Origin of the sequence: Halomonas halmophila, from assembly GCF_006540005.1 — a bacterium.
GTDB classification, from domain to species: domain Bacteria; phylum Pseudomonadota; class Gammaproteobacteria; order Pseudomonadales; family Halomonadaceae; genus Halomonas; species Halomonas halmophila.
Window position 1 is genome coordinate 1 of the sequence record NZ_BJOC01000015.1, and the last position, 24,803, is coordinate 24,803.

General features: G+C 62.8%; 28 protein-coding genes. 16 read left to right on the plus strand and 12 right to left on the minus strand.

Going from position 1 to position 24,803, the window contains the following annotated elements:
* Nucleotides 1-85 precede the first annotated feature (85 nt).
* The 3 genes from dgoD to HHA01_RS05110 are packed head-to-tail and all read left to right on the plus strand — an operon-like array spanning nucleotide 86 to nucleotide 2,829.
* A complete protein-coding gene (gene dgoD / locus HHA01_RS05100; RefSeq protein ID WP_141318398.1) occupies nucleotides 86-1,234 on the plus strand; it encodes a galactonate dehydratase in 1,149 nt (382 codons plus the stop codon).
* An 18-nt stretch (nucleotides 1,235-1,252) separates the two neighbouring features.
* Nucleotides 1,253-1,927, plus strand: a complete 675-nt coding sequence (locus tag HHA01_RS05105; protein ID WP_141318400.1) for a 2-dehydro-3-deoxy-6-phosphogalactonate aldolase — start codon at nucleotides 1,253-1,255, stop codon at nucleotides 1,925-1,927.
* Nucleotides 1,924-2,829 carry a 2-dehydro-3-deoxygalactonokinase gene (locus HHA01_RS05110; protein WP_141318402.1) on the plus strand — a complete coding sequence of 302 codons (906 nt, stop codon included), beginning with the start codon at nucleotides 1,924-1,926 and terminating at the stop codon, nucleotides 2,827-2,829. The genes HHA01_RS05105 and HHA01_RS05110 overlap by 4 nt, the downstream gene beginning before the upstream one ends.
* A 103-nt stretch (nucleotides 2,830-2,932) precedes the next feature.
* Here the strand turns inward: HHA01_RS05110 and HHA01_RS05115 are convergent, their stop codons facing one another.
* The 6 genes from HHA01_RS05115 to HHA01_RS05140 form a co-directional block, all read right to left on the minus strand.
* Nucleotides 2,933-3,451: a gluconokinase gene (locus HHA01_RS05115; RefSeq protein WP_141318404.1), complete on the minus strand. Its 519-nt coding sequence runs from the start codon at nucleotides 3,449-3,451 to the stop codon at nucleotides 2,933-2,935.
* A gap of 104 nt (nucleotides 3,452-3,555) precedes the next feature.
* Nucleotides 3,556-4,398 (minus strand): nitrilase-related carbon-nitrogen hydrolase, encoded by an 843-nt coding sequence (locus HHA01_RS05120; protein ID WP_141318406.1) that lies wholly within the window; start codon nucleotides 4,396-4,398, stop codon nucleotides 3,556-3,558.
* A gap of 106 nt (nucleotides 4,399-4,504) precedes the next feature.
* Nucleotides 4,505-5,386 carry a glycine betaine ABC transporter substrate-binding protein gene (locus HHA01_RS05125; protein WP_141318408.1) on the minus strand — a complete coding sequence of 294 codons (882 nt, stop codon included), beginning with the start codon at nucleotides 5,384-5,386 and terminating at the stop codon, nucleotides 4,505-4,507.
* Between the two features lie 73 nt (nucleotides 5,387-5,459).
* Nucleotides 5,460-6,191 carry an ABC transporter permease gene (locus HHA01_RS05130; RefSeq protein ID WP_141318410.1) on the minus strand — a complete coding sequence of 244 codons (732 nt, stop codon included), beginning with the start codon at nucleotides 6,189-6,191 and terminating at the stop codon, nucleotides 5,460-5,462.
* 4 nt (nucleotides 6,192-6,195) lie between these two features.
* Nucleotides 6,196-7,356, minus strand: coding sequence for an ABC transporter ATP-binding protein (locus HHA01_RS05135; protein WP_141318412.1), 1,161 nt, complete (start codon nucleotides 7,354-7,356; stop codon nucleotides 6,196-6,198).
* Between the two features lie 42 nt (nucleotides 7,357-7,398).
* Nucleotides 7,399-8,064 (minus strand): ABC transporter permease, encoded by a 666-nt coding sequence (locus HHA01_RS05140; RefSeq protein ID WP_141318414.1) that lies wholly within the window; start codon nucleotides 8,062-8,064, stop codon nucleotides 7,399-7,401.
* 345 nt (nucleotides 8,065-8,409) lie between these two features.
* Between HHA01_RS05140 and HHA01_RS05145 the strand changes: the two genes are divergently transcribed.
* The 7 genes from HHA01_RS05145 (at nucleotide 8,410) to HHA01_RS05175 (ending at nucleotide 15,397) form a co-directional block, all read left to right on the plus strand.
* On the plus strand, nucleotides 8,410-8,871 hold the full coding sequence (locus HHA01_RS05145) for an SUF system Fe-S cluster assembly regulator (protein ID WP_141318416.1): 462 nt from the start codon (nucleotides 8,410-8,412) through the stop codon (nucleotides 8,869-8,871).
* Nucleotides 8,872-8,941: 70 nt separating this feature from the next.
* Nucleotides 8,942-10,384, plus strand: coding sequence for a Fe-S cluster assembly protein SufB (sufB, locus tag HHA01_RS05150; RefSeq protein WP_141318418.1), 1,443 nt, complete (start codon nucleotides 8,942-8,944; stop codon nucleotides 10,382-10,384).
* Nucleotides 10,385-10,623: 239 nt separating this feature from the next.
* On the plus strand, nucleotides 10,624-11,376 hold the full coding sequence (gene sufC / locus HHA01_RS05155) for a Fe-S cluster assembly ATPase SufC (protein WP_141318420.1): 753 nt from the start codon (nucleotides 10,624-10,626) through the stop codon (nucleotides 11,374-11,376).
* Nucleotides 11,373-12,719, plus strand: a complete 1,347-nt coding sequence (gene sufD, locus HHA01_RS05160) for a Fe-S cluster assembly protein SufD (RefSeq protein ID WP_141318422.1) — start codon at nucleotides 11,373-11,375, stop codon at nucleotides 12,717-12,719. The genes sufC and sufD overlap by 4 nt, the downstream gene beginning before the upstream one ends.
* A gap of 2 nt (nucleotides 12,720-12,721) precedes the next feature.
* Nucleotides 12,722-13,963: an aminotransferase class V-fold PLP-dependent enzyme gene (locus HHA01_RS05165; RefSeq protein ID WP_141318424.1), complete on the plus strand. Its 1,242-nt coding sequence runs from the start codon at nucleotides 12,722-12,724 to the stop codon at nucleotides 13,961-13,963.
* A gap of 19 nt (nucleotides 13,964-13,982) precedes the next feature.
* On the plus strand, nucleotides 13,983-14,555 hold the full coding sequence (gene sufT, locus HHA01_RS05170) for a putative Fe-S cluster assembly protein SufT (RefSeq protein ID WP_141318426.1): 573 nt from the start codon (nucleotides 13,983-13,985) through the stop codon (nucleotides 14,553-14,555).
* 86 nt (nucleotides 14,556-14,641) lie between these two features.
* A complete protein-coding gene (locus HHA01_RS05175; protein WP_141318428.1) occupies nucleotides 14,642-15,397 on the plus strand; it encodes a SanA/YdcF family protein in 756 nt (251 codons plus the stop codon).
* Here the strand turns inward: HHA01_RS05175 and HHA01_RS05180 are convergent.
* The 4 genes from HHA01_RS05180 to HHA01_RS05195 all read right to left on the minus strand — a co-directional run bounded on the left by HHA01_RS05180 (nucleotide 15,318) and on the right by HHA01_RS05195 (nucleotide 18,303).
* Nucleotides 15,318-15,764 carry a hypothetical protein gene (locus HHA01_RS05180; RefSeq protein ID WP_141318430.1) on the minus strand — a complete coding sequence of 149 codons (447 nt, stop codon included), beginning with the start codon at nucleotides 15,762-15,764 and terminating at the stop codon, nucleotides 15,318-15,320. The two genes, HHA01_RS05175 and HHA01_RS05180, sit on opposite strands and share 80 nt — an antisense overlap.
* Nucleotides 15,765-15,852: 88 nt before the next feature.
* Nucleotides 15,853-16,761 (minus strand): 30S ribosomal protein S6--L-glutamate ligase, encoded by a 909-nt coding sequence (rimK, locus tag HHA01_RS05185; protein ID WP_141318432.1) that lies wholly within the window; start codon nucleotides 16,759-16,761, stop codon nucleotides 15,853-15,855.
* 42 nt (nucleotides 16,762-16,803) lie between these two features.
* Nucleotides 16,804-17,241 carry an ATP-dependent zinc protease family protein gene (locus tag HHA01_RS05190; RefSeq protein ID WP_141318434.1) on the minus strand — a complete coding sequence of 146 codons (438 nt, stop codon included), beginning with the start codon at nucleotides 17,239-17,241 and terminating at the stop codon, nucleotides 16,804-16,806.
* Nucleotides 17,242-17,277: 36 nt separating this feature from the next.
* A complete protein-coding gene (locus HHA01_RS05195; protein ID WP_141318436.1) occupies nucleotides 17,278-18,303 on the minus strand; it encodes a DUF3549 family protein in 1,026 nt (341 codons plus the stop codon).
* A 324-nt stretch (nucleotides 18,304-18,627) separates the two neighbouring features.
* Here HHA01_RS05195 and HHA01_RS05200 point away from each other — a divergent pair, with 324 nt between their 5' ends.
* The 5 genes from HHA01_RS05200 to HHA01_RS05220 all read left to right on the plus strand — a co-directional run bounded on the left by HHA01_RS05200 (nucleotide 18,628) and on the right by HHA01_RS05220 (nucleotide 21,760).
* Nucleotides 18,628-19,407, plus strand: a complete 780-nt coding sequence (locus tag HHA01_RS05200) for an amino acid ABC transporter substrate-binding protein (protein WP_141318438.1) — start codon at nucleotides 18,628-18,630, stop codon at nucleotides 19,405-19,407.
* A gap of 18 nt (nucleotides 19,408-19,425) precedes the next feature.
* The gene (locus tag HHA01_RS05205; RefSeq protein WP_141318440.1) at nucleotides 19,426-20,100 is read left to right on the plus strand and encodes an amino acid ABC transporter permease; all 675 of its coding nucleotides are present in this window, start codon (nucleotides 19,426-19,428) and stop codon (nucleotides 20,098-20,100) included.
* On the plus strand, nucleotides 20,097-20,855 hold the full coding sequence (locus HHA01_RS05210) for an amino acid ABC transporter ATP-binding protein (RefSeq protein WP_141318442.1): 759 nt from the start codon (nucleotides 20,097-20,099) through the stop codon (nucleotides 20,853-20,855). The genes HHA01_RS05205 and HHA01_RS05210 overlap by 4 nt, the downstream gene beginning before the upstream one ends.
* Before the next feature lie 66 nt (nucleotides 20,856-20,921).
* Nucleotides 20,922-21,254: a YqcC family protein gene (locus tag HHA01_RS05215; RefSeq protein ID WP_141318444.1), complete on the plus strand. Its 333-nt coding sequence runs from the start codon at nucleotides 20,922-20,924 to the stop codon at nucleotides 21,252-21,254.
* Nucleotides 21,251-21,760 carry a gamma-glutamylcyclotransferase family protein gene (locus HHA01_RS05220; RefSeq protein ID WP_246053820.1) on the plus strand — a complete coding sequence of 170 codons (510 nt, stop codon included), beginning with the start codon at nucleotides 21,251-21,253 and terminating at the stop codon, nucleotides 21,758-21,760. The genes HHA01_RS05215 and HHA01_RS05220 overlap by 4 nt, the downstream gene beginning before the upstream one ends.
* 112 nt (nucleotides 21,761-21,872) lie before the next feature.
* Here the strand turns inward: HHA01_RS05220 and HHA01_RS05225 are convergent, their stop codons facing one another.
* Nucleotides 21,873-22,466 (minus strand): OmpW/AlkL family protein, encoded by a 594-nt coding sequence (locus HHA01_RS05225; RefSeq protein WP_141318446.1) that lies wholly within the window; start codon nucleotides 22,464-22,466, stop codon nucleotides 21,873-21,875.
* Nucleotides 22,467-22,771: 305 nt separating this feature from the next.
* Here HHA01_RS05225 and HHA01_RS05230 point away from each other — a divergent pair, with 305 nt between their 5' ends.
* Complete coding sequence (locus HHA01_RS05230; protein WP_141318448.1) at nucleotides 22,772-23,032, plus strand: hypothetical protein; 261 nt, start codon at nucleotides 22,772-22,774, stop codon at nucleotides 23,030-23,032.
* A gap of 74 nt (nucleotides 23,033-23,106) precedes the next feature.
* Here HHA01_RS05230 and putP read toward each other — a convergent pair whose 3' ends face one another.
* A complete protein-coding gene (gene putP / locus HHA01_RS05235) occupies nucleotides 23,107-24,597 on the minus strand; it encodes a sodium/proline symporter PutP (protein ID WP_141318450.1) in 1,491 nt (496 codons plus the stop codon).
* Nucleotides 24,598-24,803 lie beyond the last annotated feature (206 nt).

Consider the following 24,803-nt stretch of genomic DNA (forward strand, 5'->3'; position numbering starts at 1 on the left):
CCCAACCTGTCGATGTGGCTGGTGGGGTAGAAACACTGCCTAAATGTCGACGTGACAGACGTGATAATGGAATGGATAGCACTCTATGAAGATTACCCGACTCAAGACCTGGCAGGTGCCGCCGCGCTGGTTGTTCCTCAAGATCGAGACCGATGCCGGTGTCTATGGCTGGGGCGAGCCGGTGGTGGAAGGGCGCGCCGCCACCGTCGAGGCGGCGGTGCATGAGCTTTCCGACTACCTGGTCGGTGAAGACCCGCATCGCATCGAGCATCTATGGAACATGCTGTATCGCGCCGGCTTCTATCGCGGCGGGCCGATCCTGATGAGCGCCATCGCCGGTATCGATCAGGCGCTCTGGGACCTCAAGGGGCGTGATCTCGGCGTGCCCGTGCACCAGCTGCTGGGCGGGCGCGTACGTGACAGGATGCGCATGTACGCCTGGACCGGCGGCGATCGTCCCCAGGACGTTGGCGAGGGCGCCAGGGCGCTGGTTGATCAGGGCTTCACGGCCTTCAAGATGAACGGCACACCGGAAATGGCCATCGTCGATTCCCATCGCAAGGTCGACGAGGCGGTCGCGCGCGTGGCCGAGGCGCGGGATGCCGTGGGGCCGGACGTGGGCATCGGCATCGACTTTCATGGCCGGGTGCATCGGCCCATGGCCAAGGCGCTGCTGCGTGAGCTGGAGCCCTATCATCCGATGTTCGTCGAGGAGCCCGTGGCACCCGAGCACCTACCGTGCCTGGCGAATATCGCCGACGGGCTGGGCTATCCGCTGGCCACCGGTGAGCGGCTGCACACCCGCTTCGAGTTCCGTGACCTGCTGGCGCAGGGCATGATCGATGTGGTGCAGCCGGACCTCTCGCACTGTGGTGGCATCAGCGAGGGCATGAAGATCGCCAGCCTGGCGTCCTGTCATGATGTGGCTCTGGCGCCGCATTGTCCGCTCGGCCCCCTGACCCTGGCGGCTTCTCTGCATGTGGATGCGGTGAATCACAACGCCTTCATCCAGGAGCAGAGCATGGGCATCCACTACAACAAGGACAATGACGTCCTCGACTATCTGGTCGACAAGTCGGCCCTGGCGATCGAGGATGGTTTCTGTGCGATTCCCGAGGGGCCCGGTCTGGGCGTCGAGATCGATGAAGCCTTCGTCGAGGAGCGGGCAAGAGTCGGCCATCGCTGGCGCAACCCCGTCTGGACCCATGAAGATGGTTCCATTGCCGAATGGTGACGCAGAGGGCATGACGCCATGAACGAGAGTCAACGCAAGACCCTGGATGAGGCGCTGGAAACGCTGCCGCTGGTGGCCATCCTGCGCGGCATCACCCCGGAAGAAGTGGAAAGTGTCTGCGACGCCCTGGTCGATGCCGGCTTTCGCCTGATCGAGATTCCGCTCAATTCACCGCAGCCCTGGGAAAGCATCGAGCGGGCCGTGGCGCATTGTCCGGATTCGGTCCTGATCGGCGCCGGCACGGTGCTGGATGCGGCCGATGCCGAGCATCTGGCGCGGCTCGGGGCACCGCTGATGGTCACCCCCAACAGCGATCCCGAGGTGGTTCGCGCCGGGGCCGGGCAGGGGCTGGCGCCGCTGATCGGCTGCATGACGCCCAGCGAAGCCCTGGCCGCTGCACGTGCCGGGGCCCGGGCGCTCAAGCTGTTCCCGGCGGCGCGGCTGGGTACCGGTTACTTCAAGGATATCAACGCCATTCTGCCGCCGGAGCTGCCGGTGCTGGCGGTGGGCGGCGTCGAGCGTGGCAACATGGCCGAGTGGTATGCCGTCGGCGTGCGCGGTTTCGGCTTCGGCAGCAACCTCTACAAGCCGGGGCGGTCTGCCGATGACGTGGCGGCCGTTGCCACCGAGCTGGTCGCGGAGTGGCGGCGTCTTGAAGGGGCGGGGCACGTGAGCCGGGAGCCGGCGCCATGAGCGAGCGCTTGATCGCCATCGACTGGGGTACCAGCAACTTTCGGGCCTTTCTGGTCGACCGCAATAGCGGGGCCTGTCTGGATAGCCATCGCTCCGACGCCGGCTTACGCTCCCTGAGCAGTGCGGAGTTTCCGCATTATTGCCAGGCTCAGGTGGGCGGCTGGCGCGAGGGTGGGCGAGTGCCCGTCTACCTCGCCGGCATGGTCGGTTCGGCGCGGGGCTGGTGTGAGGCGCCTCAATTGCCGGTACCGGCTTCGGCCGCTGAACTGGCAGAGCAGGTCGTACCCGCGCCCGGTCTCGATAATGCGTGGATCGTGCCTGGACTCAAGGTCGTGCGCGAGGATCATGTCGACGTCATGCGGGGCGAGGAAATTCAGGCCTTTGGCGCGTTGGCATTGCAGGGTCGCGATTCCGGGCTCTGCTGTCTGCCGGGCACGCACAGCAAGTGGGTCGAGGTGAACGGGCATCAGCTGGTGGACTTCACCACCCTGATGACCGGTGAGCTGTTTCATGCCGTGCGTTTTCATACGCTGCCCGGTGAGCCTTCCCGAGAGCGTGCCGACTTCGATGACGCGGGCTTTCGACAGGGGCTTAGCACCGCCACGCACCCGGATGGTGTGCTGCATGCGTTATTCGAGGCGCGCAGTCGAACCCTCTACGCGGACCTGGCCGCGGATGCCATCAGTGGCTTCCTTTCCGGTGTCCTGGTCGGGAGTGAGGTGCTCTCCCAACGGCATCGCTGGCAGGCAACGACGGTCACCCTGGTCGGTTCGACGGCCTTGAATTCCCTCTACCGCATGGCGCTCGAGTGGGCCGGTGCCGAGGTCAGCGAGGTGTCCAGCGATGATGCCACTCTGGCGGGGCTTTGTGCGCTGGCGTCGCGTCATGACGATGCCGGCTGAAATCGGCGCCAGTCGGTTTGATGAGTCCGTGAAAATGACGGCATGCAGGTGAGAAAAAAGGCGACGCTCGGGGGTCGCCTTTTTGTGGCATTACGTCCGGGTTTCAGGCCGGATTGTGGTCGAGGTCGGCCAGGAAGGCCGTCACGATATCGTGCGGTGTATCGCGAATATCACCGCGAAAGGCTTCGTTCTCGTCGGGGACTTCCAGTGTGGCCAGCTGGTTGTCCAGCATGTGAGAGCCGTGGAAAAAATGCCCCCCGCGCTTGTCGAGACGCTGCAGCAGGGTGGCACGCTCGCCGTGCAGATAGAGGATATCCAGTCGTGGCGTGGCGGCGCGCAGCTTGTCACGGTAACGGCGTTTGAGTGCTGAGCAACCGATGACAAGTGTTTCGCCCCGCCTGTGATAGTCGGCATAGAGGCCGGCCAGTGTGGTCAGCCAGGTTTCCCGATCCTCGTCGGTCAGGGGTTGGCCCTGCGACATCTTTTCGATACTGGACAGGCTGTGATAATCATCACCATCCAGAAAGGTGGCACCGAGTGCCGCGGCTAGCTGGCGGCCTAGATGAGACTTTCCCGAACCGGAGACGCCCATCACGAGAATGCTTTTTGCCGTGTCATTCATGCGTCAATCGCTGTCTTGGCCACAATTAATTGATGCAATTTTAACACTTTTCAAGGCATGAAGGGGAGTGTGGAAGGCGAGATGTTCCGCGGTCTTTCCGGGCTTCATCGATAGCCTGCCATCAGGTCGCGCACCAGAGGGGTGTCGGCATCCCGATGCGTCGGCAGCTCGAAGCGTGCCTTGGCGATGGCGGTACGCGACAGGTGTGCCGCGACCAGGGTTTCCCGATCGTCGGCCGTGGCGAGCAGTTCGCCGCCCGGGCCGAGGATACGCGAGCCGCCCCAGAAGTGGCTGGCGCCTTCCGGGCCATAGCGGTTGGCCATGATCACCGGGGTGCCGTAGGTCATGGCATAGAAACGCACGTTCAGGGCCCAGTTCTGCTCGTTGGAGAAATCTTCGCTGACGATGCCCGAGGCCGAGTTGATGGGTGCGCAAAGTACGGTGGGGCGCGGCAGTAAGGCGGCATGAACCAATCCCGGGTTCCACAGATCGGCACAGATCAACTGGGTGGCTGACCAACCCGGGCGGATGTCGGCGTGGGTGAGGTCCGAGCCATGCGTGAACCACTTGCCTTCCTCCAGGCCACCATAGGTGGGCAGGTTGAGCTTGCGGTGCACGGCGACCAGTTCGCCATGCTGCATGATGGCCAGCGCGTTGTAGTACTCCCCCGGGCTGGCCTCTTCGACGAAGCCGGCCACCACCTGCATGTCGCCCACGGCATGGGCCAGCCGCTGCAATCGCGGGTCTTCCAGGGGCATGGCCACGCGCATCACATCGGCGCCGAGCCCATAACCGGTCAAGGAGAGTTCGGGAAACACCAGCAATTCGACGCCGCTGTGGCGGGCATCGTCGATGACGCTCAGGTGAGTCTCCAGGTTGATATCCACCGCACCGAGCTCGGCGTTGATCTGAGCGGCGGCAACATGAAGGTCGTCCTGGTAATGCATGCGAAGCTCCTGGCAGGGGAGAGGGTGGCTGATGATCCCAGCAGGGCCAAGCGCCGACAAGAGGTATGTGGCGACCCGGGGCCCCAAGGGCGGCCCCGGACGAGCGTTACAGGAGATCGTTTTCGGTCAGGAAGTCGGCGGCGACGTCTTCGATGGTTTCGCGGTCGACATCGACGCTGGCATTGAGACGTGCCATGGTTTCATCATCGAGCAGCGAGGAGAGCTTGTTCATCTGCGCGGCCAGCTTCGGGTGGGCATCCAGGGTTTCCTGGCGCACGACCGGCGTCAGGGCATAAGCCGGGAAGAAGTCCTGATCGTCTTTCAGCACCTGGAAGTCGAAGGCCGGAATACGCCCATCGGTGGCGAAAACCAGACCAACGTCCACCTGGCCGTCGCGCAGTGCCTGGTAGACCAGGCCGGAGTCCATGCGCTTGACGTCACCACGTCCCACGCGGAAGTCATAGGCCTTTTGCAGGGGGCGCCAGCCATCCTCACGGGCATAGAATTCGGCGTTCATGGCAAACGAGAGCTCTTCGCCGTCGTTGATGGCCGTGGCCAGCTTGGAGAGCGAGTCGATGCCGGTCTTCTCGACACTCTCTTCGCGCATGGCCAGAGCGTAGGTGTTGTTGGCCGCCGAGGGCTCAAGCCATACCAGCCCTTTCTCGCCATCCAGTTCCTTGACGCGCTGGTAGGTCTCCTCGGGTGAAAGCGATTCGGTGACGTCGTTGTAGTTGATCAGCGAGGTGCCGGTGTACTCCCAATAGAGATCGATCTGACCATTTTCCTGGGCCTGGCGCAGTACGGCGGAGCCCATGCCGGCGCGAGTTTCGACCTCATAGTCGAGGCCTTCCAGGTATTGGGTGGTCATACTGGCGAGAATCTGCTGCTCGGTGAAGTTCTTGCCGCCCACAACGATTTCCTGCGCCTGGGCGCTGGCCATGCTGCTTGCCAGGGCCAGGCCGGTGAGCGTTGTCATCAGTTTTTTCATGGGATTCTCCTCTTGGTGACGGTCTGGTTCGGCAATGTCCGCGAAACGCGATGGCCCGCGAACTTGCGGGCGATCAGGCGCGGGATGGATTGACCCCGCGCGGGACGATCAGGAAGGCGGTCAGGGCGATCAGGGCGTCGACCACGATAGCCAGCATCGCCGTGGGGATGGCGCCGGATAGCATCATGACTGGGTCGTACAAGGCGATACCGGTGAAGATCAGCTCGCCCAGTCCGCCGGCGCCGATCAAAAAGGCCAGGGGCACGGTGCCCACATTGATGGTCAGGGCGGTGCGGATACCGGCGAAGATGACGTAGAGCGCGTTGGGCAGCTCCACCTTGAGCAAGCGCTGGGTCGGCGACATGCCGATGCCGGCCGCGGCTTCCATCAGGGCCGGCGAGACGCCCTTCAAGCCGGCATAGGTGTTGCGCGCGATCGGCAGCAAGGTGGCCACGAACAGGCCGAAGACGGCGGGGACGACGCCAATGCCGAGAAAGCTCATCGACAGGGCCAGCACGGCCAGGGTCGGAATGGTGGTGCCGACGTTGAGCACCTGCATCAGGCTCTCGGCGGCCCTGGCCATGCTGGGGCGCGACAGCACCACACCGAGCGGGATGGCGACCAGGATGGCCAGGCCGCCGGACATGGCGGTCAACCACAGGTGTTGCACGGCGAGATACTGCACGTCCGGCAGGTAGAAGATGAAGTCGTCGATGACCCCGCTGGACTGACTCCAGACGCCGGCAAAGAAGATGGCGGCGAGCAGCAGCAGGCGCAGCACCCCTTTCAGACTCTGTATGGGCATCGGCTCACTCCTCGGTCGCGGCGTCGGACTGTCGTGCGTCGCTCGAGCTGGGGCGGAAACGCGAGCCCAGATAATGCGTCATGGCGCGCTGGGTGATCTGGCCGCAGACGCGTCCCTGGTCGTCCAGACAGGGCAACCAGGTGGTGTCCTGGGCGAACATCTGCGAGGCCACCTTGCGCAGGTCGTCGTCCAGCGAGACGGTGGCCGGCACCTTCTGAACGTGATCGCGGCAATAGCCGCGGGTGGTGCGCGCCAGGGCACGGGTGATCAGGCCCAGCGGCTGACGCTTGTCGTTGACCACCATTATGGCGTTCTGATAGCCGAAGTCGTCGATACGCGCCAGGGCCGTCTCCAGGGTATCGCCCGGCGAGACCGTGCCGATCTCGTCACTCACGACATCGCGCACCCGGACCAGGTTGAGGCGCTTGAGCGTCCGATCTTCGCCGAGGAAGGACTCGACGAAGGCATTGCGCGGCGCCGCCAGCAGGTCATCTGGGGTGGAGTACTGGACGAGCTTGCCTTCGCGGAAGACCGCGACCTTGTCGCCCATCTTGATGGCTTCGTCGATGTCGTGACTGACGAACATAATGGTCTTCTGCAGGGCCTCCTGCATCTTCAGGAACTCGTCCTGGATGACGGCGCGGTTGATCGGGTCGATGGCCCCGAAGGGTTCGTCCATGAGCATTACCGGCGGGTCCGCGGCCAGCGCACGGGCCACACCGATTCGCTGCTGCTGGCCGCCGGACAGCTCGCTGGGATAGCGCTTGAGGAAGGCATCAGGGTCCAGCGCGATCATATCCATGAGTTCGCGGGCCCGCTCACGATACTTCGTCTTGTCCCAACCCAGCAGCCTGGGCACCACCGAGATGTTTTCCTCGATGGTCATGTTGGGGAACAGGCCGATCTGCTGGATGACGTAGCCGATGTTGCGGCGCAGGGTCTGGGTATCCAGGTCCGTGGTGTCCTCGCCGTTGATGAAGACCCGGCCGGAAGACGGACGGATGATGCGGTTGATCATCTTCAGGGTCGTGGTCTTGCCGCAGCCCGAGGGGCCGAGCAGGATGCAGATCTCGCCGGCGGGAACCTCCATGCTGATGTTGTCGGCGGCGGTCACGGCCCCCTTGGGGGTGTCGAAAACCTTGGTCAGGTTATCCAGTTGAATCATGTACGCTTCCTTGAACGGTGAGCCGGTGGACGAGGGAGGCAGTCAGGCCGTTTCGGCGGCACGTTCCATGCCCAGCGGCGTCAGACGCTTCTGCAACGCCAGCAGCGCGTAATCGACGAGGATCGCCAGCAGGCTGACGGCGATGGCGCCGACGATCAGCTGGCGCGGGTCGGACTGCGAAATGCCGCGGCTGATAAAGGTACCCAGACCGCCGGCGCCGATGTAGGCGGCGATGGCCATCACGCCGATGTTGAGCACCACGGCAGTGCGCACCCCGGCCATGATGACCGGCACGGCCAGCGGGATTTCGACCATGCGCAGGCGCTGGTTCTGGCTCATGCCGATGCCGCGTGCGGCTTCGCGCAGGGCCGGGTCGACGTTGTTGATCGCCGTGTAGGTGTTACGAATGATCGGCAACTGGGAGTAGAGCAGCACGGCAATCACGGCCGGCAGGTAGCCGATGCCCTGACCGATGAGAGACAGCACCGGGATCATGATGCCGAACAGCGCGATGGAGGGGATGGTGACGATGATCGAGGCGGCATAGAGCACACTCTTTGCCAGCCGCTCGTTCTTGGTGATGGCAATCCCGATGGGCACCCCGGTCACGGTGGCGATGCCCACGGCCACACCGACCAGGGCGATATGCTCGAGCATTCGCGAGCCCAGCAGGTCGAGGTTATCCAGGGCGTATTGAATCAATTCCAAATGGAGTCTCCTTGCCGCGACGATCCTGAAACAAGCATAGCCGCTTGTTGGCCCGGGGAGCCGCTCGCCGGGCGCTTCATGAAGAGCTAGCTTAGCAAAGCGCTGTAGCGGTATGGATGACGATGCGCAATGACATGAATTGCCGGCTGTGATGCCAAACAAGGCGTCTAACGGGATGTCATTAAAAATGAGAATGATTGGCGTTCTTTCGTCATCGGCCGTGAACATGTCGAGAAACGCCCGATTTTGCGCGTGAAATGGTCGGCAAGACTTCACATCATATCGATACAGGACTAAAATGGTCCGCAATCGATCACCTGAAGGGCGAGTCCCGGGGAGCCAGGCGTGTTGAAGCTTTCCAGACTGACCGACTACGCGGCAGTAGTGATGGCCCAGATCGCTCGTCATCCCGAACAGCCGCATGCGGCAGCCGAGCTGGCCGAGGCGGTATCGCTGCCGCATCCCACGGTCAGCAAGACATTGAAGATGCTGGTACGTGCCGGACTGCTGGAGTCACGGCGCGGTGCTCAGGGAGGCTACTCGCTGGCGCGATCGGCGTCGCACATCTCCGCCAGTGATATCATCTCGGCCATCGAAGGCCCGGTGGCCATGACCGAGTGCAGTCAGGCGGAAGGTGACTGCGACCTGGTCTCGGTCTGCGGCGTATCGGACAACTGGCAGCGCGTCTCGCTGGCCGTACGGGCTCTGCTCGACAGCGTGACCCTGGCGCATCTGGCCGATACCACACCGATCAAGTTACCCGTTCAGCTACCCATTCAGAGCGTGAGCCTGGCCGCAGAGGCCTGAGGTCCGCGACTTCATTACCCGAGGCGAGCCGTGCTCGCCGACCCAATCAGCCCGGGGAGGGGACAACATCATGGCAAGTCAGGAAATGGAAGAGCTCGTCCGTCGCGAATACAAGGAAGGGTTCGTGACCGACATCGAGAGCGATACGCTACCGCCGGGCCTGGATGAGGACACCATCGCCTTTATCTCGAAGAAGAAGGGCGAGCCGCAGTGGATGCTGGATTGGCGCCTCCAGGCCTACCAGCAGTGGTTGAAGATGACGACGCCATCCTGGGCACACCTGGATTATCCGCCCATCGACTACCAGGCCATCTCCTATTACAGCGCGCCCAAGCGCGAAGAGGACAAGCCCCAGAGTCTCGACGAAGTCGATCCCAAGCTGCTCGAGACCTACGAAAAGCTGGGCATTCCGCTCCACGAGCGGGCTGCGTTGGCTGGCGTGGCCGTGGATGCGGTCTTCGACTCGGTGTCGGTGACCACCACCTTCAAGGAGAAGCTGCAAGAGGCAGGCGTGATCTTCTGCTCGATCTCCGAGGCGATCCAGGATTATCCCGAGCTGGTCCAGCAGTATCTGGGAAGCGTGGTGCCGCAGGGTGACAACTATTTCGCAGCGCTCAACTCGGCAGTGTTCACCGACGGCTCCTTCGTCTTCGTGCCGGAAGGCGTGACCTGCCCCATGGAGCTCTCGACCTATTTCCGCATCAACGCGGCCAACACCGGCCAGTTCGAGCGGACCCTGATCATCTGCGAGAGCCAGGCCGAGGTGTCGTATCTCGAGGGCTGCACGGCGCCGCAGCGCGACGAGAACCAGCTCCACGCCGCCGTGGTCGAGTTGGTGGCGCTGGATGATGCCAAGATCAAGTACTCCACGGTACAGAACTGGTATCCCGGCGATGAGGACGGCAATGGCGGGATTTACAACTTCGTCACCAAGCGTGGCGACTGCCGTGGCGAGCGTTCCCACATCAGCTGGACACAGGTCGAGACCGGTTCGGCGATCACCTGGAAGTATCCGTCCTGCATGCTGCGCGGCAAGGACAGCGTCGGCGAGTTCTACTCGGTGGCGGTGACCAATGGTCGTCAGCAGGCCGATACCGGCACCAAGATGATCCACATCGGCGAGGGCACGCGCTCCACCATCGTCTCCAAGGGGATCGCGGCGGGCCGCTCCGACCAGTCGTATCGCGGCCTGGTCAAGGTCGGGCCGCGGGCCAAGGGCGCGCGCAACTTCACCCAGTGCGACTCCCTGCTGATCGGCGATACCTGTGGTGCCCACACCTTCCCGTATCAGGAAATCGGCAACAGCACCGCCAAGGTGGAGCACGAGGCGACCACCTCCAAGATCGGCGAGGACCAGCTGTTCTACTGCCAGAGCCGCGGCATCGGCGAGGAAGATGCGGTCAACATGATCGTCAATGGCTTCTGCAAGGATGTCTTCCAGGAGCTGCCGATGGAGTTCGCCGTGGAGGCGGAGGCGTTGCTTAACGTGACTCTGGAAGGCGCTGTGGGTTGAGGCCTCTGGGTTGACGACGGCGTGATGAGCGCCGGGGACGAGCCGAAGCGAGGGTCATCCGCCATGGATGGCGGATGTAGCGCCCAGGGATGGGTTTACAGCGCCCTCGCGGCGACTCGTCGCCGGAACAGCTCATCATCCCCGCTAGAGAAAGGGGGCCTGCAAGAGGGCCCGAGAGGCGGAAACGAATTCATCTATGCGAGCCGCCGCGGCGGCTGATAGCTCAAAAGGTAGTCAAGATGCTCGAAGTCAAGGATCTGCACGTCACGGTCGAGGGTTCCGAGATCCTCAAGGGCCTGAACCTGACCATCGGTCCGGGAGAAGTCCATGCCCTGATGGGCCCCAACGGGGCCGGCAAGTCCACGTTGTCGGCGGTCATCGCCGGCAAGGATGGCTATGAGGTGACGAGCGGTTCGATCACCTTCGAAGGCCGGGATGTCCTGGAGATGGAAATCGAGGAGCGCGCCCAGGCGGGCCTGCTGCTGGGCTTCCAGTACCCGGTCGAGATTCCGGGCGTGAAGAATATCTATCTGCTCAAGGCGGCACTCAACGCCCAGCGCGCCGCGCGTGGTGAAGAAGAAATCGCGGCGCCGGACTTCATGAAACTGGTCAAGGAAAAGGTCAGCTTCATGAAGATGGATACCAGCTTCCTGCAGCGTGCCGTCAATGAAGGCTTCTCCGGTGGCGAGAAGAAGCGCAACGAGATTCTGCAGATGCTGGTGCTGCAGCCCAAGCTGGCCATGCTCGACGAAATCGACTCGGGGCTCGACATCGATGCCATGCGGGTCGTGGCCGATGGCGTCAACTCGCTGCGCGGTGACGACAAGGGCATCCTGCTGGTGACTCACTACCAGCGCCTGCTGGACTACATCGTTCCCGACCGGGTGCATGTGCTGGTCGAGGGCCGCATCGCCAAGAGCGGTGATGCCGATCTGGCACGTGAACTCGAATCCCGTGGTTATGACTGGGTCGTGGAGGACTCTGCGGCATGAGTGACGAACAGCGCTTTCTCGATCGCCTGGCCGAGCGCAACGCCCAGCGCGGCAACGAGCCGACCTGGGTCGCGGCGCGCCGTCAGGCCGGTGCAGCCCGCTTCGAGGCGCTCGGCTTTCCGCATCGTCGCGTCGAAGACTGGAAGTACACCAATGTGCGCGACATCGCGCGCACGGACTTCACCCTGGCCGGCGACGCCGAATTCTCGCCGGCCACGGCCGCGGCACTGACGCTGCCGGTGGATGCCCATCGCCTGACCTTCGTGGATGGCGTCTTCGCCCCGGCGCTCTCGGCCCTCGGCGACCTGCCCGAAGGCGTGCAGGTGCTGCCGCTGTCGCAGGCCCTGGCAGACAATCACGAAGCCGTGGGCGGCCCGCTGGGTCGTTTGACCGGCGTTGACTTCTCGGCCTTCGCCGCGCTCAATACGGCCTTCATGGAAGAAGGCGCCGTGGTACGCCTGGCGCCGCGTACCGTGGTCGACAAGCCGATCGTGCTGCAATTCCTGTCCCGCTCCGGCGAGCACCAGGTCATGAGTCATCCGCGCATTCTGGTCGAGGCCGCGAGCAGCAGCCAGGCCACGCTGATCGAACATCATGTCGGCGAAGCCGAGGCGGCGAACTTCACCAATCTGGTGGAAGAGGTCATCCTCGACCGCGGTGCCATCCTGACTCACTACAAGCTGCAGGAAGCGCCGATCAAGGACAGTCATATCGCCAGCATTCACGTCGAGCAGGCGCGTGACAGCCGCTATCTGTCGTTCAACCTCAATCTGGGCGGCGGTCTGGTGCGCAATGATCTGGTCACCGAGCTCAACGGCGAGGGTGCCGAGGCGGTCTTCAATGGCCTCTTCTACGGTCAGGGCCGTCAGCATGTCGATAACCATACCTGGGCCAACCACAATGCCCCGCGGACCTTCTCCCACGAGAACTACAAGGGCATTCTCGATGACCGCGCCCATGGCGTGTTCAACGGCAAGGTGGTGGTCAAGCGCGACAGCCAGCAGATCGAAGCGGACCAGAGCAACGCCAACCTGCTGCTGTCCGATCGTGCCGAAATCGATACCAAGCCCGAGCTCGAGATCTATGCCGATGACGTCAAGTGCGCGCACGGGGCGACCACCGGCCAGCTCGATGAAGAAGCGGTCTTTGCGCTGCGCACCCGCGGTATCGACGAGCAGACGGCGCGTGGCTTGTTGACCCTGGCGTTTGCCGGCGAGGTGATGGATCTGGTCGATCTGGATGCGGTATCCGAGCGAGTCGAGCTCGCCGTGGCCGGCAAGCTGCCGGAGCGCTTCAATCTGGCCGGCCTGGTGGAAACTGCCTCGGCGCTCAACGAGGAATAGTCATGGCTGACTTCAACGACCTCATGCTGGATGTCGCAAGGGTCCGTCGTGACTTCCCGATACTCGGACGCGAGGTGCATGGCAGGCCGCTGGTCTATCTCGACAATGCCGCGACCTGCCAGACACCACGTCAGGTCATCGATGTCTTCGATGATTACTATGGGCGTTACAACGCCAATATTCATCGCGGCCTGCATACCCTCGCCGACGAAGCGACCGAAGCGTTCGAGGGTACGCGCGAGAAGGTGCGTGCGCACCTGGGAGCCGCCGAGACGCGTGAAATCGTCTTCACACGCGGCACCACCGAGGCGATCAATCTGGTGGCCGGCAGCTGGGGGCGCGTCAACCTCCAGCAGGGTGACGAGGTGCTGATCTCGCGCCTCGAGCATCACTCCAATATCGTGCCCTGGCAGCTGCTGTCACGCGAGCTGGGGTTCACCATCCGGGTGATTCCGGTGGACGAGCGTGGGGTGCTGGATCAGTCAGCCTATCGTGATCTGCTGAGCGAGCGGACCCGGCTGGTCGCGGTCAACCACGTGTCCAATGCCCTGGGTACCGTCAATCCGGTGGCCGAGATGGCCACCCTGGCCCACCAGCATGGAGCCTTCATCCTGGTCGATGGCGCTCAGGCGGTGCCTCATCAGCACGTCGATGTTCAGGCGCTGGGCGTTGACTTCTATGCCTTCTCCGGTCACAAGGTCTATGGCCCGACCGGTGTCGGCGCACTCTATGGCCGCGCCGAGCTGCTCGAGGCCATGCCTCCCTGGCAGGGGGGCGGCGAGATGATCGATACGGTATCCTTCGAGTCACCGACCACCTTCGCCGACATCCCGCACAGGTTCGAGGCGGGGACACCGGCCATCGCCGAGGTCATTGCCCTGGGGCGGGCGCTGCAGTGGGTCGAAGGGATCGGGCTGGACCTGATCCAGGCCTGGGAAGCACGCCTGCTGCAGCATGCCACGGAAAGTGTCGCGTCGATCGAGGGGCTGCGCGTGCTGGGCACGTCGCCCGACAAGGCAGCGGTGCTGTCCTTCGTGGTGGATGGCGCTCATGCCCAGGATATCGGGCTGCTGGTCGACCAGATGGGCGTGGCGATACGCACCGGGCATCATTGTGCCCAGCCGTTGCTGGCGTCCCTGGGGGTCGAGGCCACCTGCCGCGCATCCTTCGCCGCCTACAACACGCCCGAGGAAGTCGACGTCTTCGTCGAGGCGCTGCAGCGCGTGGTCGGGATGCTGCGCTGAGCGAAAGCCGAGGAGACTCATGAGTGATATTGATGCACTGGCCGGTGTCACCAAGGGGCAGGTGCTGCCCCTGCAGCGTGATGTCGAGGCCATCGCCATTCCGTTCGGCAAGACCGAGACATTGCCCGAGGACAGCGAAGTCACGGTGATGCAGGCCAAGGGTGGCACGGTCAGTGTGGGCCTGGAAGGGCGCATGTATCTGATCGAGGGCAGTCAGCTCGATGCCCTGGGACTGGACGCAGTGCCGGCCCCGACGCTGCCGGAAGATGCCTCGGAAGAGGACATCGAGGCCTTCGTCTGGGAGCAGTTGCGGACCTGTTTCGATCCGGAAATTCCGGTCAACATCGTCGAGCTGGGCCTGGTCTACGGGTGCCGCATCGAGCGTCTGATCAGTGGCGAGCGGATGGTCACCATTCGCATGACGCTGACGGCACCGGGCTGCGGCATGGGCGATGTCATCGCCGCGGATGCGCGCAACAAGATCCTGGGCGCGCCCCAGATCGGCAAGGTACACACCGAAATCGTCTTCGACCCGCCCTGGAGTCGCGAGATGATGAGTGAGGAAGCCAGGCTCGAGCTGGGCATGTTCTGAACGTATACCGTCCAACTCGCGAGCCTGCTCCATGACACGGGTGCAGGGACACTGCGCCTGAGCCGCCTTCGGGATTGGGAAAATCGATGCTCTCGCTACCATGGAAAACCTTCCGAATCCTGCTGATGCTGCTTGGCGGAGGCACGCTGTTGGCTATCCTGCTGTTCATGGCCGCCAATGTCTGGGTGCTGGCCAGCACGAGCCGACGTATCGACGCTGGCCCTCAGCAGTGCCAGCCCCGACAAGTGGCGATTGTCTTCGGGACGTCTCACAGGACGCGCAGCGGAGCGCGGAACCCTCACTTTGAGGGACGCATGCAGACAGCGGCCCGCCTGATTCATGGCCTTAGAGCCGAGCATCTGCTGCTTTCAGGTGACAACAGCACGCGCTATTACAACGAGCCCATCACCATGTGGAAGGATCTGCTCGACCGTGGAGTGCCGGAGTCAGCCATGACGCTCGATTATGCCGGATTCAGCACGTTCGACACCTTGAGCCGGGCGCGCGATGTCTTCGCGGTGGACAGTGCCATGCTGGTTACCCAGGCATGGCACCTGCCTAGAGCATTGTTCATTGCCGATGCATTGGGCATCGATGCTCGAGGCTGCGCGGCCCCGACGCCGTCCTCCGATGGCACCTGGCGTCTCAGGGCAAGGGAGTGGCTGGCACGCGTGGCGACGCTGGGGGATCTGTATGTGTGGGGGCGCGAGCCGCACTTCCTGGGGCCCCAGGAACCTCTGCAGATCGACCCGCGACCCGATCTCAGCGTCGCTGTCCCTGCTTCTGAAGGCGATACAGCTCGCGAATCAGTGAACGACAGTTCCTCCAGCACTCCTCGATGACCGGTTCGATGGCCTCGGGCAGGGGATGCGTGAGCAGTGTCGAGAGAGCCTGCATGAGGACGCGCTCCTGCTCGAGGAGCTCGTTGATCAGCACCTGACTGTCATTGCCGACGAAACTCTTCAGGCGGCTCCATAGCCACATGTAGTCGTCGCGCTCGACGTCGGCGTCACGGGGGAGAAGGTCGAGGTGACGGCGCGCCAGCGTCTGCAGCTTGCGCATCAGCTTGCTGCGCTCCTCGAACTGGGGCTTCAAGGCGTCACGCAGACTGGGGCGCAGGCGCTCGAGGTTGTCCTGGAAATAATCGATGCTGTCGGCCAGTGCTTCCAGAGCACTGTCCATCGCCACCTGGCGATTATCAAGAAACATGCGCGTTCACCTCCTCCGGTGACGCAGATTGTGGGGGTGTCGAGTGACTTTTGCCACCCCCATGAACGATTAAATTGCCGCCCTCGTCTTAGCCTTTAGGCTTGGGCGGCGTCTTGCGCCTGGGTGTGGCGCTCTTCTCCATGTGCTCGATGATCAGGCTGGCGATATCCCGGCCGGTGGCGGTCTCGATGCCCTGCAGCCCCGGCGACGAGTTGACCTCCATGATGACGGGGCCATGGTTGGAGCGTAGCAGGTCGACCCCGGCCACCTGCAGACCCATGGCCTTGGCGGCTCGGGTGGCGGTGGAGCGTTCCTCCGGGGTGATGCGAATCACGCTGGCGCTGCCGCCCCGATGCAGATTGGAGCGAAACTCGCCATCGGCCGCCTGGCGCTTCATGGCGGCCACTACCTTGTCGCCGATGACCAGGCAACGGATGTCGGCCCCCTTGGCTTCCTTGATGTATTCCTGAACCATGATATTGGCTTTCATGCCCATGAAGGCCTGAATGACCGATTCGGCGGCCTGGTTGGTCTCGGCGAGGACCACACCGATGCCCTGGGTGCCCTCCAGCAACTTGATGACCAGCGGGGCGCCACGCACCATGGTGATCAAGTCCGGGATATCGTCAGGCGAGTGCGCAAAGCCCGTTACCGGCAGGCCGATGCCCTTGCGCGACAGCAGCTGCAGCGAACGTAGCTTGTCGCGGGAGCGGGTGATCGACACGCTGTCGTTGAGCACCTGAGTGCCCATCATCTCGAACTGGCGCAGCACGGCGCAGCCATAGAAGGTGACCGAGGAACCGATGCGTGGGATGACGGCATCGAAGGGTTCCAGCTCGGCGCCCTTGTAATGGATGGAAGGGTGATGCGAGGCGATGCTCATGTAGCAGCGCAGGGTGTCGACGACCCGGGTGCTGTGCCCCCGTGCCTCGGCTGCCTCCAACAGTCGGCGCGAAGAGTAGAGGTTGCGATTGCGTGACAGCAGCGCGATATGCATGGCGATTCTCCGTTGTGGGGAAGGGCCGAGAGAACCTTGGCCTCAGGGCTCACCGTGAAGGAAACCGGCGCCGGGGGCTACCAGTACGCGTCTTAACGCTCGGCGGCCGAGCAGCATGGGATGGCGCATGTCGCGACGGTCGGTCAGGGAGAGCTCGACCGGAAACTCGAGTTCACCCAATTGCATGGACGTACGCACCACGAAGCGCCATTCGGTCTGGCCATTGGAGCTGGTGACGCGTCGTCGGTCGTGCAGTGGCAGGCACTGCTCGTGAGCGGGGCTGGCCGGTCCGCCACCACGCGAAGTGAAGCGCACCCAGGGATGCCCGTCATGTTCGAAGGTTTCGATGTCCTCGGCATGCAGAGAGGACGTGCGCGCCCCCGTGTCGACCTTGGCGCATAGCGTCAGGCTCAGGGCGGGCAGGGTGACCATCTCGCGGCGACCGACGATGGCCTTGGCCTGGTAGGGCAACTCCTTCATGACGCTATCTCCTGTGGCTCCTGGAACGGGGCTGGCTTACCGGGGCAGGCTGGTCAGGCGCCGGCCGATGGGCGACGTCGGCTCGGCCTCGCGCAGTGTCATCAACACGGGCAAGCGTAGCCGGGGTATCAGGGCCAGATCGCGTGCCACGGCGGAAAAGTCGGCGCGCGGTTCGTTGGCCAGTCGGGTCAGAAAACGCGGGAGTCGTTCGGCATGCTCCAGGTGATGCCAACCCCGGCCCGCCATGGCCGCCAGCAGATCCGGGCCGCATGCCTGCTCGTCGGCGAGCAGGGTGTCGTACCAGTCACCGGTCCTTTCCTCGTCGGCACCACTGACGGCTCTGACACAGGCACAGAATGTCTCGATATCGCCATCGCTGGCGGCCTGCTCGCCGCGCTGGCGCAAGCGGTCGGCCAGCTCATCGAGGATGGCGACATGTTCCAGACAGTAGCACAGTGATACCAGCACCTCACTCGGCAGTCTAGCAATCGAGCGGGCCAGCTGGTGTTGGGTATCGGCGTCCATGCGCACCGCAAAGTCGGCAAGGCCTTGCAGGCCCAGTGCCTGCCAGTCGAGTGGCTGCTGGCTCGACAGGTAGGCCTCCACCGGCTCCAGGTGCTGGCTCGCCGGGCGCTCGAAATCATGGCTGGCGCGGGCATGCAGCATGGCCTGAAAGGTGGTCGAGGGCGTGAAGGCCAGGGGATTGTCCTTCATCAGGTTGTCGATCTCGCTGCTGTCCTCGCGCCCGAGCCCCTGAACGTTGCGCCCCAGTGTCTCCAGCAAGCGCTGCAGAAAGGCGTCACGGGCTGCCGGGTCCAGATGGCCCTGTTCATCGAGCGGCAGCGCCAAAAACCAGATGAGTGGATCCTGGAGGTCACCCAGCCGAAACACCATGGCCAGCCGTGCCTGGCTCTGCCAGGGGGCCGGCCAGGCCGCGCCGTCGTGCTCCAGGGCACGCAGGCTTTCCAGCTCGCAGGGCACGACGCGGCGGCCCAGGTGGTACAGCCGCACCTCGGCACCGGTGCGGACGAAAAAGTCGTGAAGGCTATCAATCGATTGCATGCGGTCTCCCTGCTCAGGACTCGTACCTTACAATGAGGGCGCCATCCTGTCAGCCGATGCCGGCGTGCGTCAGGGGTGGCTGATCATTGATTGACCAACGGCGTGGAGTGCCCGTCAGGTCTGGCCCGGGAGCATGTGTTCAAGGTTTATCCACAGCTGCATGCAGGACTTCTGTGTATTAACCGCCGGTGTCGTGCCTATGATGTTCATAAGTAGAAGCCATTGGCCATGGCACGAGACTTTGTCCAGCATCTGTGTCAAAATGGAATATAGAGAAAGGTTTTTATTCCTTATCGTGTTTTCAAGCCTCACAGGAGGATCGTCATGTTGCGCGCTCTCGCTCTCTTCAGAAAGGTGGCTCTGCCGGTACTCTCGGCGGGACTGCTGACCGCAGCCGGCGTGGCTCAGGCTCAGCAGGATGATACCCTGCGGGTCGGCATGTCCGGTCGTTATTTCCCCTTCACCTTCGTCGAGCAGGACACCCTCAAGGGGTTCGAGGTCGATGTCATGGAGGCGGTGGCCGATGAGATGGGCACCGAGGTGGTATTCGAGACGGCCAATTTTTCCGGCCTGTTCGGCATGCTCGAGTCGGGACGCATCGATACCATCGCCAACCAGATCACCATCACGGAAGAACGTCAGGCCAAGTATGCCTTTACCGAGCCCTATGTCTACGACGGTGCCCAGGTCGTAGTGAAGGAAGGCAATACGTCGATCTCGGGTGTCGAAGACCTGGCAGGCAAGAGCGTCGCCGTGAACCTGGGCTCGAATTTCGAGGCGTTGTTGCGCGAGCTTCCCTACGCCGACGAGATCGATATCCAGACCTATGAAAGCAACATCGAACAGGATACGGCGCTGGGGCGGGTCGATGCCTTCGTCATGGACCGCGTCAGTGCCAGCCAGGTGATCAAGGAAAAGCCGCTGCCTCTGCAACTGGCAGGCGAGACCTTTTCCAAGATCCGTAACGCTCTGCCGTTTCGCGATACCGAGCAGGGCCGTCAGCTGCGTGACGAAGTGGACAAGGCCCTTTCGACGCTGCGTGACAACGGTACCCTGGCCGAGATCTCCGAACGCTGGTTCGGCAACGACATCACGCAGCCTTGATCGAGTGATACTGGCGACATGAGTGTGCTCGATTTCGACTACATGCTGGGGCTGGTGCCCATTCTGCTCAGCTACCTGCCGCTGACGCTGGAAATGGCGGCCGCCGGCATGGTGCTGGCATTGGCCCTGGCGTGCGGCCTGGCGGTCATTCGCGTGCTGAAGATCCCGGGGCTGAATGCGGCGACCATGCTGTTCATCTCCTTCTTCCGCGGCACGCCACTCCTTGTCCAGCTCTTTCTGTTCTATTACGGGCTGCCCCAGCTGCTGCACTTCCTGACCCAGATCAACGGCATCACCGCGACCATCATGGGGCTGACGCTGCATTTCTCGGCGTATATGGCGGAGTCGATCCGTGCCGCCATCGTCGGTGTCGACCGCAGTCAGACCGAAGCGGCGTTGTCGATCGGCATGACCAATGGTCAGCTGATGCGGCGTATCGTCCTGCCCCAGGCCACTCGGGTGGCGGTACCGACCCTGATGAATTACTTCATCGACATGATCAAGGCCACCTCTTTGGCCTTCACCCTGGGCGTGACCGAGCTGATGGGGGCCACCCAGAAAGAAGCCGCCGGCAGCTTCCTGTACTTCGAGGCCTTCGTCACCGTGGCGGTCATCTATTGGATCGTCGTGGAGCTGCTGGCCTGGGGACAACGCCGCCTGGAAGCCCGGCTCAACAAGGCGTATAGCCGATGATTCAAATCGCCAACCTGACCAAGCGTTTCGCCGGTACGGCGGTGCTCGACGGCATTGACCTGGACATCGAACAGGGGGAAATCATCGTCGTGATCGGCCCGTCCGGCACGGGCAAGTCCACCCTGCTGCGCTGCCTGAATTTCCTCGAACATCCGGACGCTGGCCAACTGACACTGGGTGACCTGCAGGTCGATGTGACCCGGGCCAGCCGCCGGGACATCCTGGCGGCGCGCCGACGCACGGCTTTCGTGTTCCAGAACTATGCGCTGTTCGCCAACAAGACGGCGCTGGAAAACATTGCCGAAGGGCTGATCATCGTCAACCGCTGGCCCAAGGACAAGGCCCATGCCCGAGCTCGCGAGATCCTCGAGCGTATCGGCCTGGCCGACAAGGCCGATGCCTACCCGGCCTCGCTGTCCGGTGGCCAGCAGCAACGCGTGGGCATCGGCCGTGCCATGGCGGCTCAGGCCGAGGTGATTCTGTTCGATGAGCCGACGTCCTCGCTCGACCCCGAATGGGTGGAAGAAGTGCTCGGGTTGATGAAGCAACTGGCCGCGGAACGCCAGACCATGCTCGTGGTGACCCATGAAATGGGCTTCGCTCAGGACGTGGCCGATCGTGTCGTCTTCATGGAAGGCGGACGTATCGTTGAGCAGGGACCGCCGGCGCAGCTCTTTCAGTCCCCGCAGGATCCGCGCACGCGCGACTTCCTGCGCAAGGTGCTGGCCGCTCAGCCAGCACCACAGACGCTGTAAATTCGATTTGGTCCGTCCGGCCAGACGCGCGAAAATGGTCACACAGATCGACCGGAGCCAGATTCCATGACCGTACATGATGAACTTGCGCAAGCCTTGCGCGAACTCGAATCCGCCATGCGGGCGGCCGATATGTGGCGCATGGAAGCGCCCGAGCCGGCGGCCTACAACAGCGTCGAGCCATTCTGCATTGATACCATGAGCCTGCCGCAGTGGTTGCGCTTCGTCTTCATCGCGCGGCTCGAGACGCTGGTGGAGCAGCAGGGGGCCATGCCGTCGAAGAGTGACGTCGCCCCGGCGGTGGAAGCCTATCTGACCCAGGAGGGAGCACGGACCAGTGATCGCATCCTGGTCGGCAAGGCGATTGAACGCGTGGATAGCCTGGTCACCGAGAATTGAGCGCCCCGGCCTATTATTTCGCCTACGGCAGCAACATGAACCCGGCGCGCGTCGCGGCGCGCATCGGCGAGACACGCGTCGCCCTCGCAGGTGTCCTGAGGGATTATCGGCTGTGCTTCGACAAGGCGTCCAGGGTACCGGGTATCAGCCATGCCAATGTGGTGGCAAGCCAGGGGGCCTGGGTCGAAGGCGTGCTGATCGGCCTGACGCATCCCGAGCAGATCCAGGCCATGGACCCCTTCGAGGGCTATCCGCAGGAGTATCAGCGCCATCGGCTACCGGTTCACAGTGAGGAGGGTGTCATCGACGCCTGGGTCTATATCGCCAGGCCCGGTACCACCGGGGCAGGGCTGCAACCGGCACGCGAATACCTGGCTCATTTACTGCATGGGCGGGCCTTTCTGTCCAGTGAGTACCATGCCTGGCTGGCGGATTTTTCTTCAGTGACGGGGCTCGACGAAGAAACGCTAATGCAGCTGGGAGTGTCGCGCCACGATTCGGGCTGAGGTCGTTGTGTCGGCCTTCGCCGTAACGCAAAAAAACGCCGCCGGATCGAATCTGGCGGCGTTTTGCTGGGCTGGTCGCGAACGGCCCGCCCATGGCTCACGGGTTGAAGGCTCAGAAACGCAGGGTCAGGTTGCCGCCAACGGTGAGCGGGTCGAGCTCCAGGTTGCCGGCGCCCTGACCATTGACGCTGACATCGCTGTCCACATCGGCATACTGGGCGTAAGAACCGATCATGAGGTTGTCGGTGAGTGCAAAGTCGACACCCAGCTGGCCGGTGAAGCTGGTCGAATGATCCAGGTCCACGTTGGCCACGGATTCATTGGAAAAGTAGGTGTGATTCACGCCGATGCCGACATAGGGCTGCACGCGCGAGTCGGTACCACCCAGCGGGAAGTAGTTGGCCATCAGATTGATCGGCGTGCGCTCAAAGCTGCCACCGGTCATGTTGTGCTCGACCGCCTCGGAGCCATTGAGCTCGACCCCCAGGTGATCGGTGAACAAGTAGCCCGCACCATAGGTGATGCCTTGCTCGTTCTGGACACTGATGTCCTGGCCGGCGATCTGACCATTATCATCACTGACATCGGACTTGGCATAACCACCGCGCACATAGATATCGCCTGCCTGATAGGCCACTGCCGACTGAGCGGCAACAAGGCTGGCGGCAACAATCGCGGTAGCGGAAATCCATCGAGTCGCGTTCATGCGAAATTCTCCCCTGGTTGAGACTGAAATACAGCATGTCGGAGCTGTGTTTCGATGTAACTCCATTATAAAACAGTGTTCTCTAACGTCTTGTAGAAAATACCTATAAGCTTGATGGTTCTGGTTGACTGAACTTAATGGCAGTCGCGAAATTGACGCCAACTAGCGACACTCTTGCATCATCTTGGTCGATCGTGCACTCAGGGGTCGCTCATTTGCCGGAAATGGTCTTCACTGAACAGCAAGACTCGGGAGGCAAATAGATGGCAGTCTGGGTACGCTATTCACATGGAGGTGGGGCGCTCTTGTCACTCCTGTCAGCGGCGTTGCTGGCTGTATGGTGGCTATGGCGCCCGGAGTTGATGCTGGTTCTGCCTTTCAGCCTGCGTCTGCCCATCGTGGCGCTGGGGGTGTGGGCGCTGGGGGCGGCCTTCATTCGTCCCGTGGCGCAGGATATGGAGCTGTATCGCCTGCTGGTATTGATCAATACACCTTGGACGCATGCCGCTCTGTGGGGCTTCGCGATTGTCACGCTGGGGCTTGCCGTGTATCGCGGGCTCGGGTGAACACTATTCGAGCCGCTATGCAAAAGGGCTCCCGCAGGAGCCCTCTGGTGATACCGAATGGGTGAAGCAGGCCCTCAGCGCTCGATGGCCTTGTACTCGCCGGCGTCGCTGGTCACGCTGCTGACCAGAATGATGGCGATGAAGGCGGCGATGAAGCCGGGGATGATCTCGTAGACACCGGGGCCACCCAGGAAGGACGCATTCCAGCCCAGCGTGATCCAGATCATGACGGTAGCGGCACCCACCACCATGCCCGCAATGGCACCCGCACCATTGGTGCGTGGCCACATCAGCGACAGGATGATCAGCGGGCCGAAGGCGGCACCGAAGCCGGCCCAGGCGTTGCTGACCAGTGCCAGGACCTGAGAGTCGGGGTCGGAAGCGATGATGGTGGCCACCAGGCCTACCAGGACGACGCTCAACCGGCCGACCATGACGCACTCTTTCTCAGAGGCTTCCTTGCGCAGGAAGAGGCGATAGAAGTCCTCGGTCAGCGAGGAGGAGGACACCAGCAGCTGACTGGAGATCGTGCTCATCACTGCCGCCAGCAGTGCGGCAAAGAGGAAGCCGGTGACCAGCGGATGGAACAGCAGATCGGCCAGAATGATGAAGATGGTTTCCGGGTCTTCAATATTCATGCCGTTACGGACGGCGTAGGCGCGACCGAAGATGCCCAGCGAGACGGCGCCGATCAGCGAGATTAGCATCCAGCCCATGCCGATGTTACGCGCCGTGGGTACATCCTTGAGGTGACGGATGGCCATGAAACGCACGATGATGTGCGGCTGGCCGAAGTAGCCCAGCCCCCAGGTCACCGCCGACAGCCAGCCGATGAAGGTCAGCCCCTCCGTCCAGGTCAGCAGGGTGGGGTCGACGTCATTGAGCGTCTGAGAGGCCTGCGAGAAGCCGCCGCCACCTTCGCCGAACAGCACCACGGCCGGCATGATGATCAATGCCAGCATCATGATGCAGCCCTGCACGAAGTCCGTCATGCTGACCGCGAGGAAGCCACCCACTACGGTGTAGACCAGCACCACCCCCAGGGTGATGATGATGCCCGCGGCGTAGTCGCTCAGGCCACCGAAGTTGAAGATGCCGGCAAAGGCACTTTCGAACAGCTTGCCGCCCGCGACCAGGCCGGAGGCCGTATACACTGCGAAGAAGATGACAATGACGACGGCCGAGACGGTCCGCAGCGAGGTCGCGCGGGTCGGGAAACGGTTGGCCAGGAAGGACGGAATGGTGATGGCATTGCCATAATGCACCGTCTGCTCGCGCAGGCGCGGGGCGACCAGCGTCCAGTTGAAGAAGGCGCCCACCAGCAGGCCGATACCGATCCAGGCGGAGCCCAGGCCGGAGGCGAAGAGGGCGCCCGGCAGGCCCAGCAGCAGCCAGCCACTCATGTCCGACGCCCCGGCCGACAGGGCCGCGACCTTGGGGCTGAGCGAGCGGCCGCCCAGCATGTAATCCTCGGATGAGGAGGTGGATGTGCGCATGGCATAAACGCCGATGGCGATCATGAGCACAAAGTAACCAATTAGACTAATCCAGACACCAATAGCCATGATGAAGCGTCTCCAGTTTATTGACCCCGAACCATCTCGGGCAGGTTATTGTTTCGCACGCAGGCCTCGTGACCACTGGCGAGCATCGCGATAGAAGGGAGGTGGAGCCTGTATCGGGCAGGACTTGTGTTGACGACCATGTGGATTCCTTGCGTCTTGAACTTGTCATTAGAGAAAGCAAAGGTGGCTGTCGCAGTTACCATTGC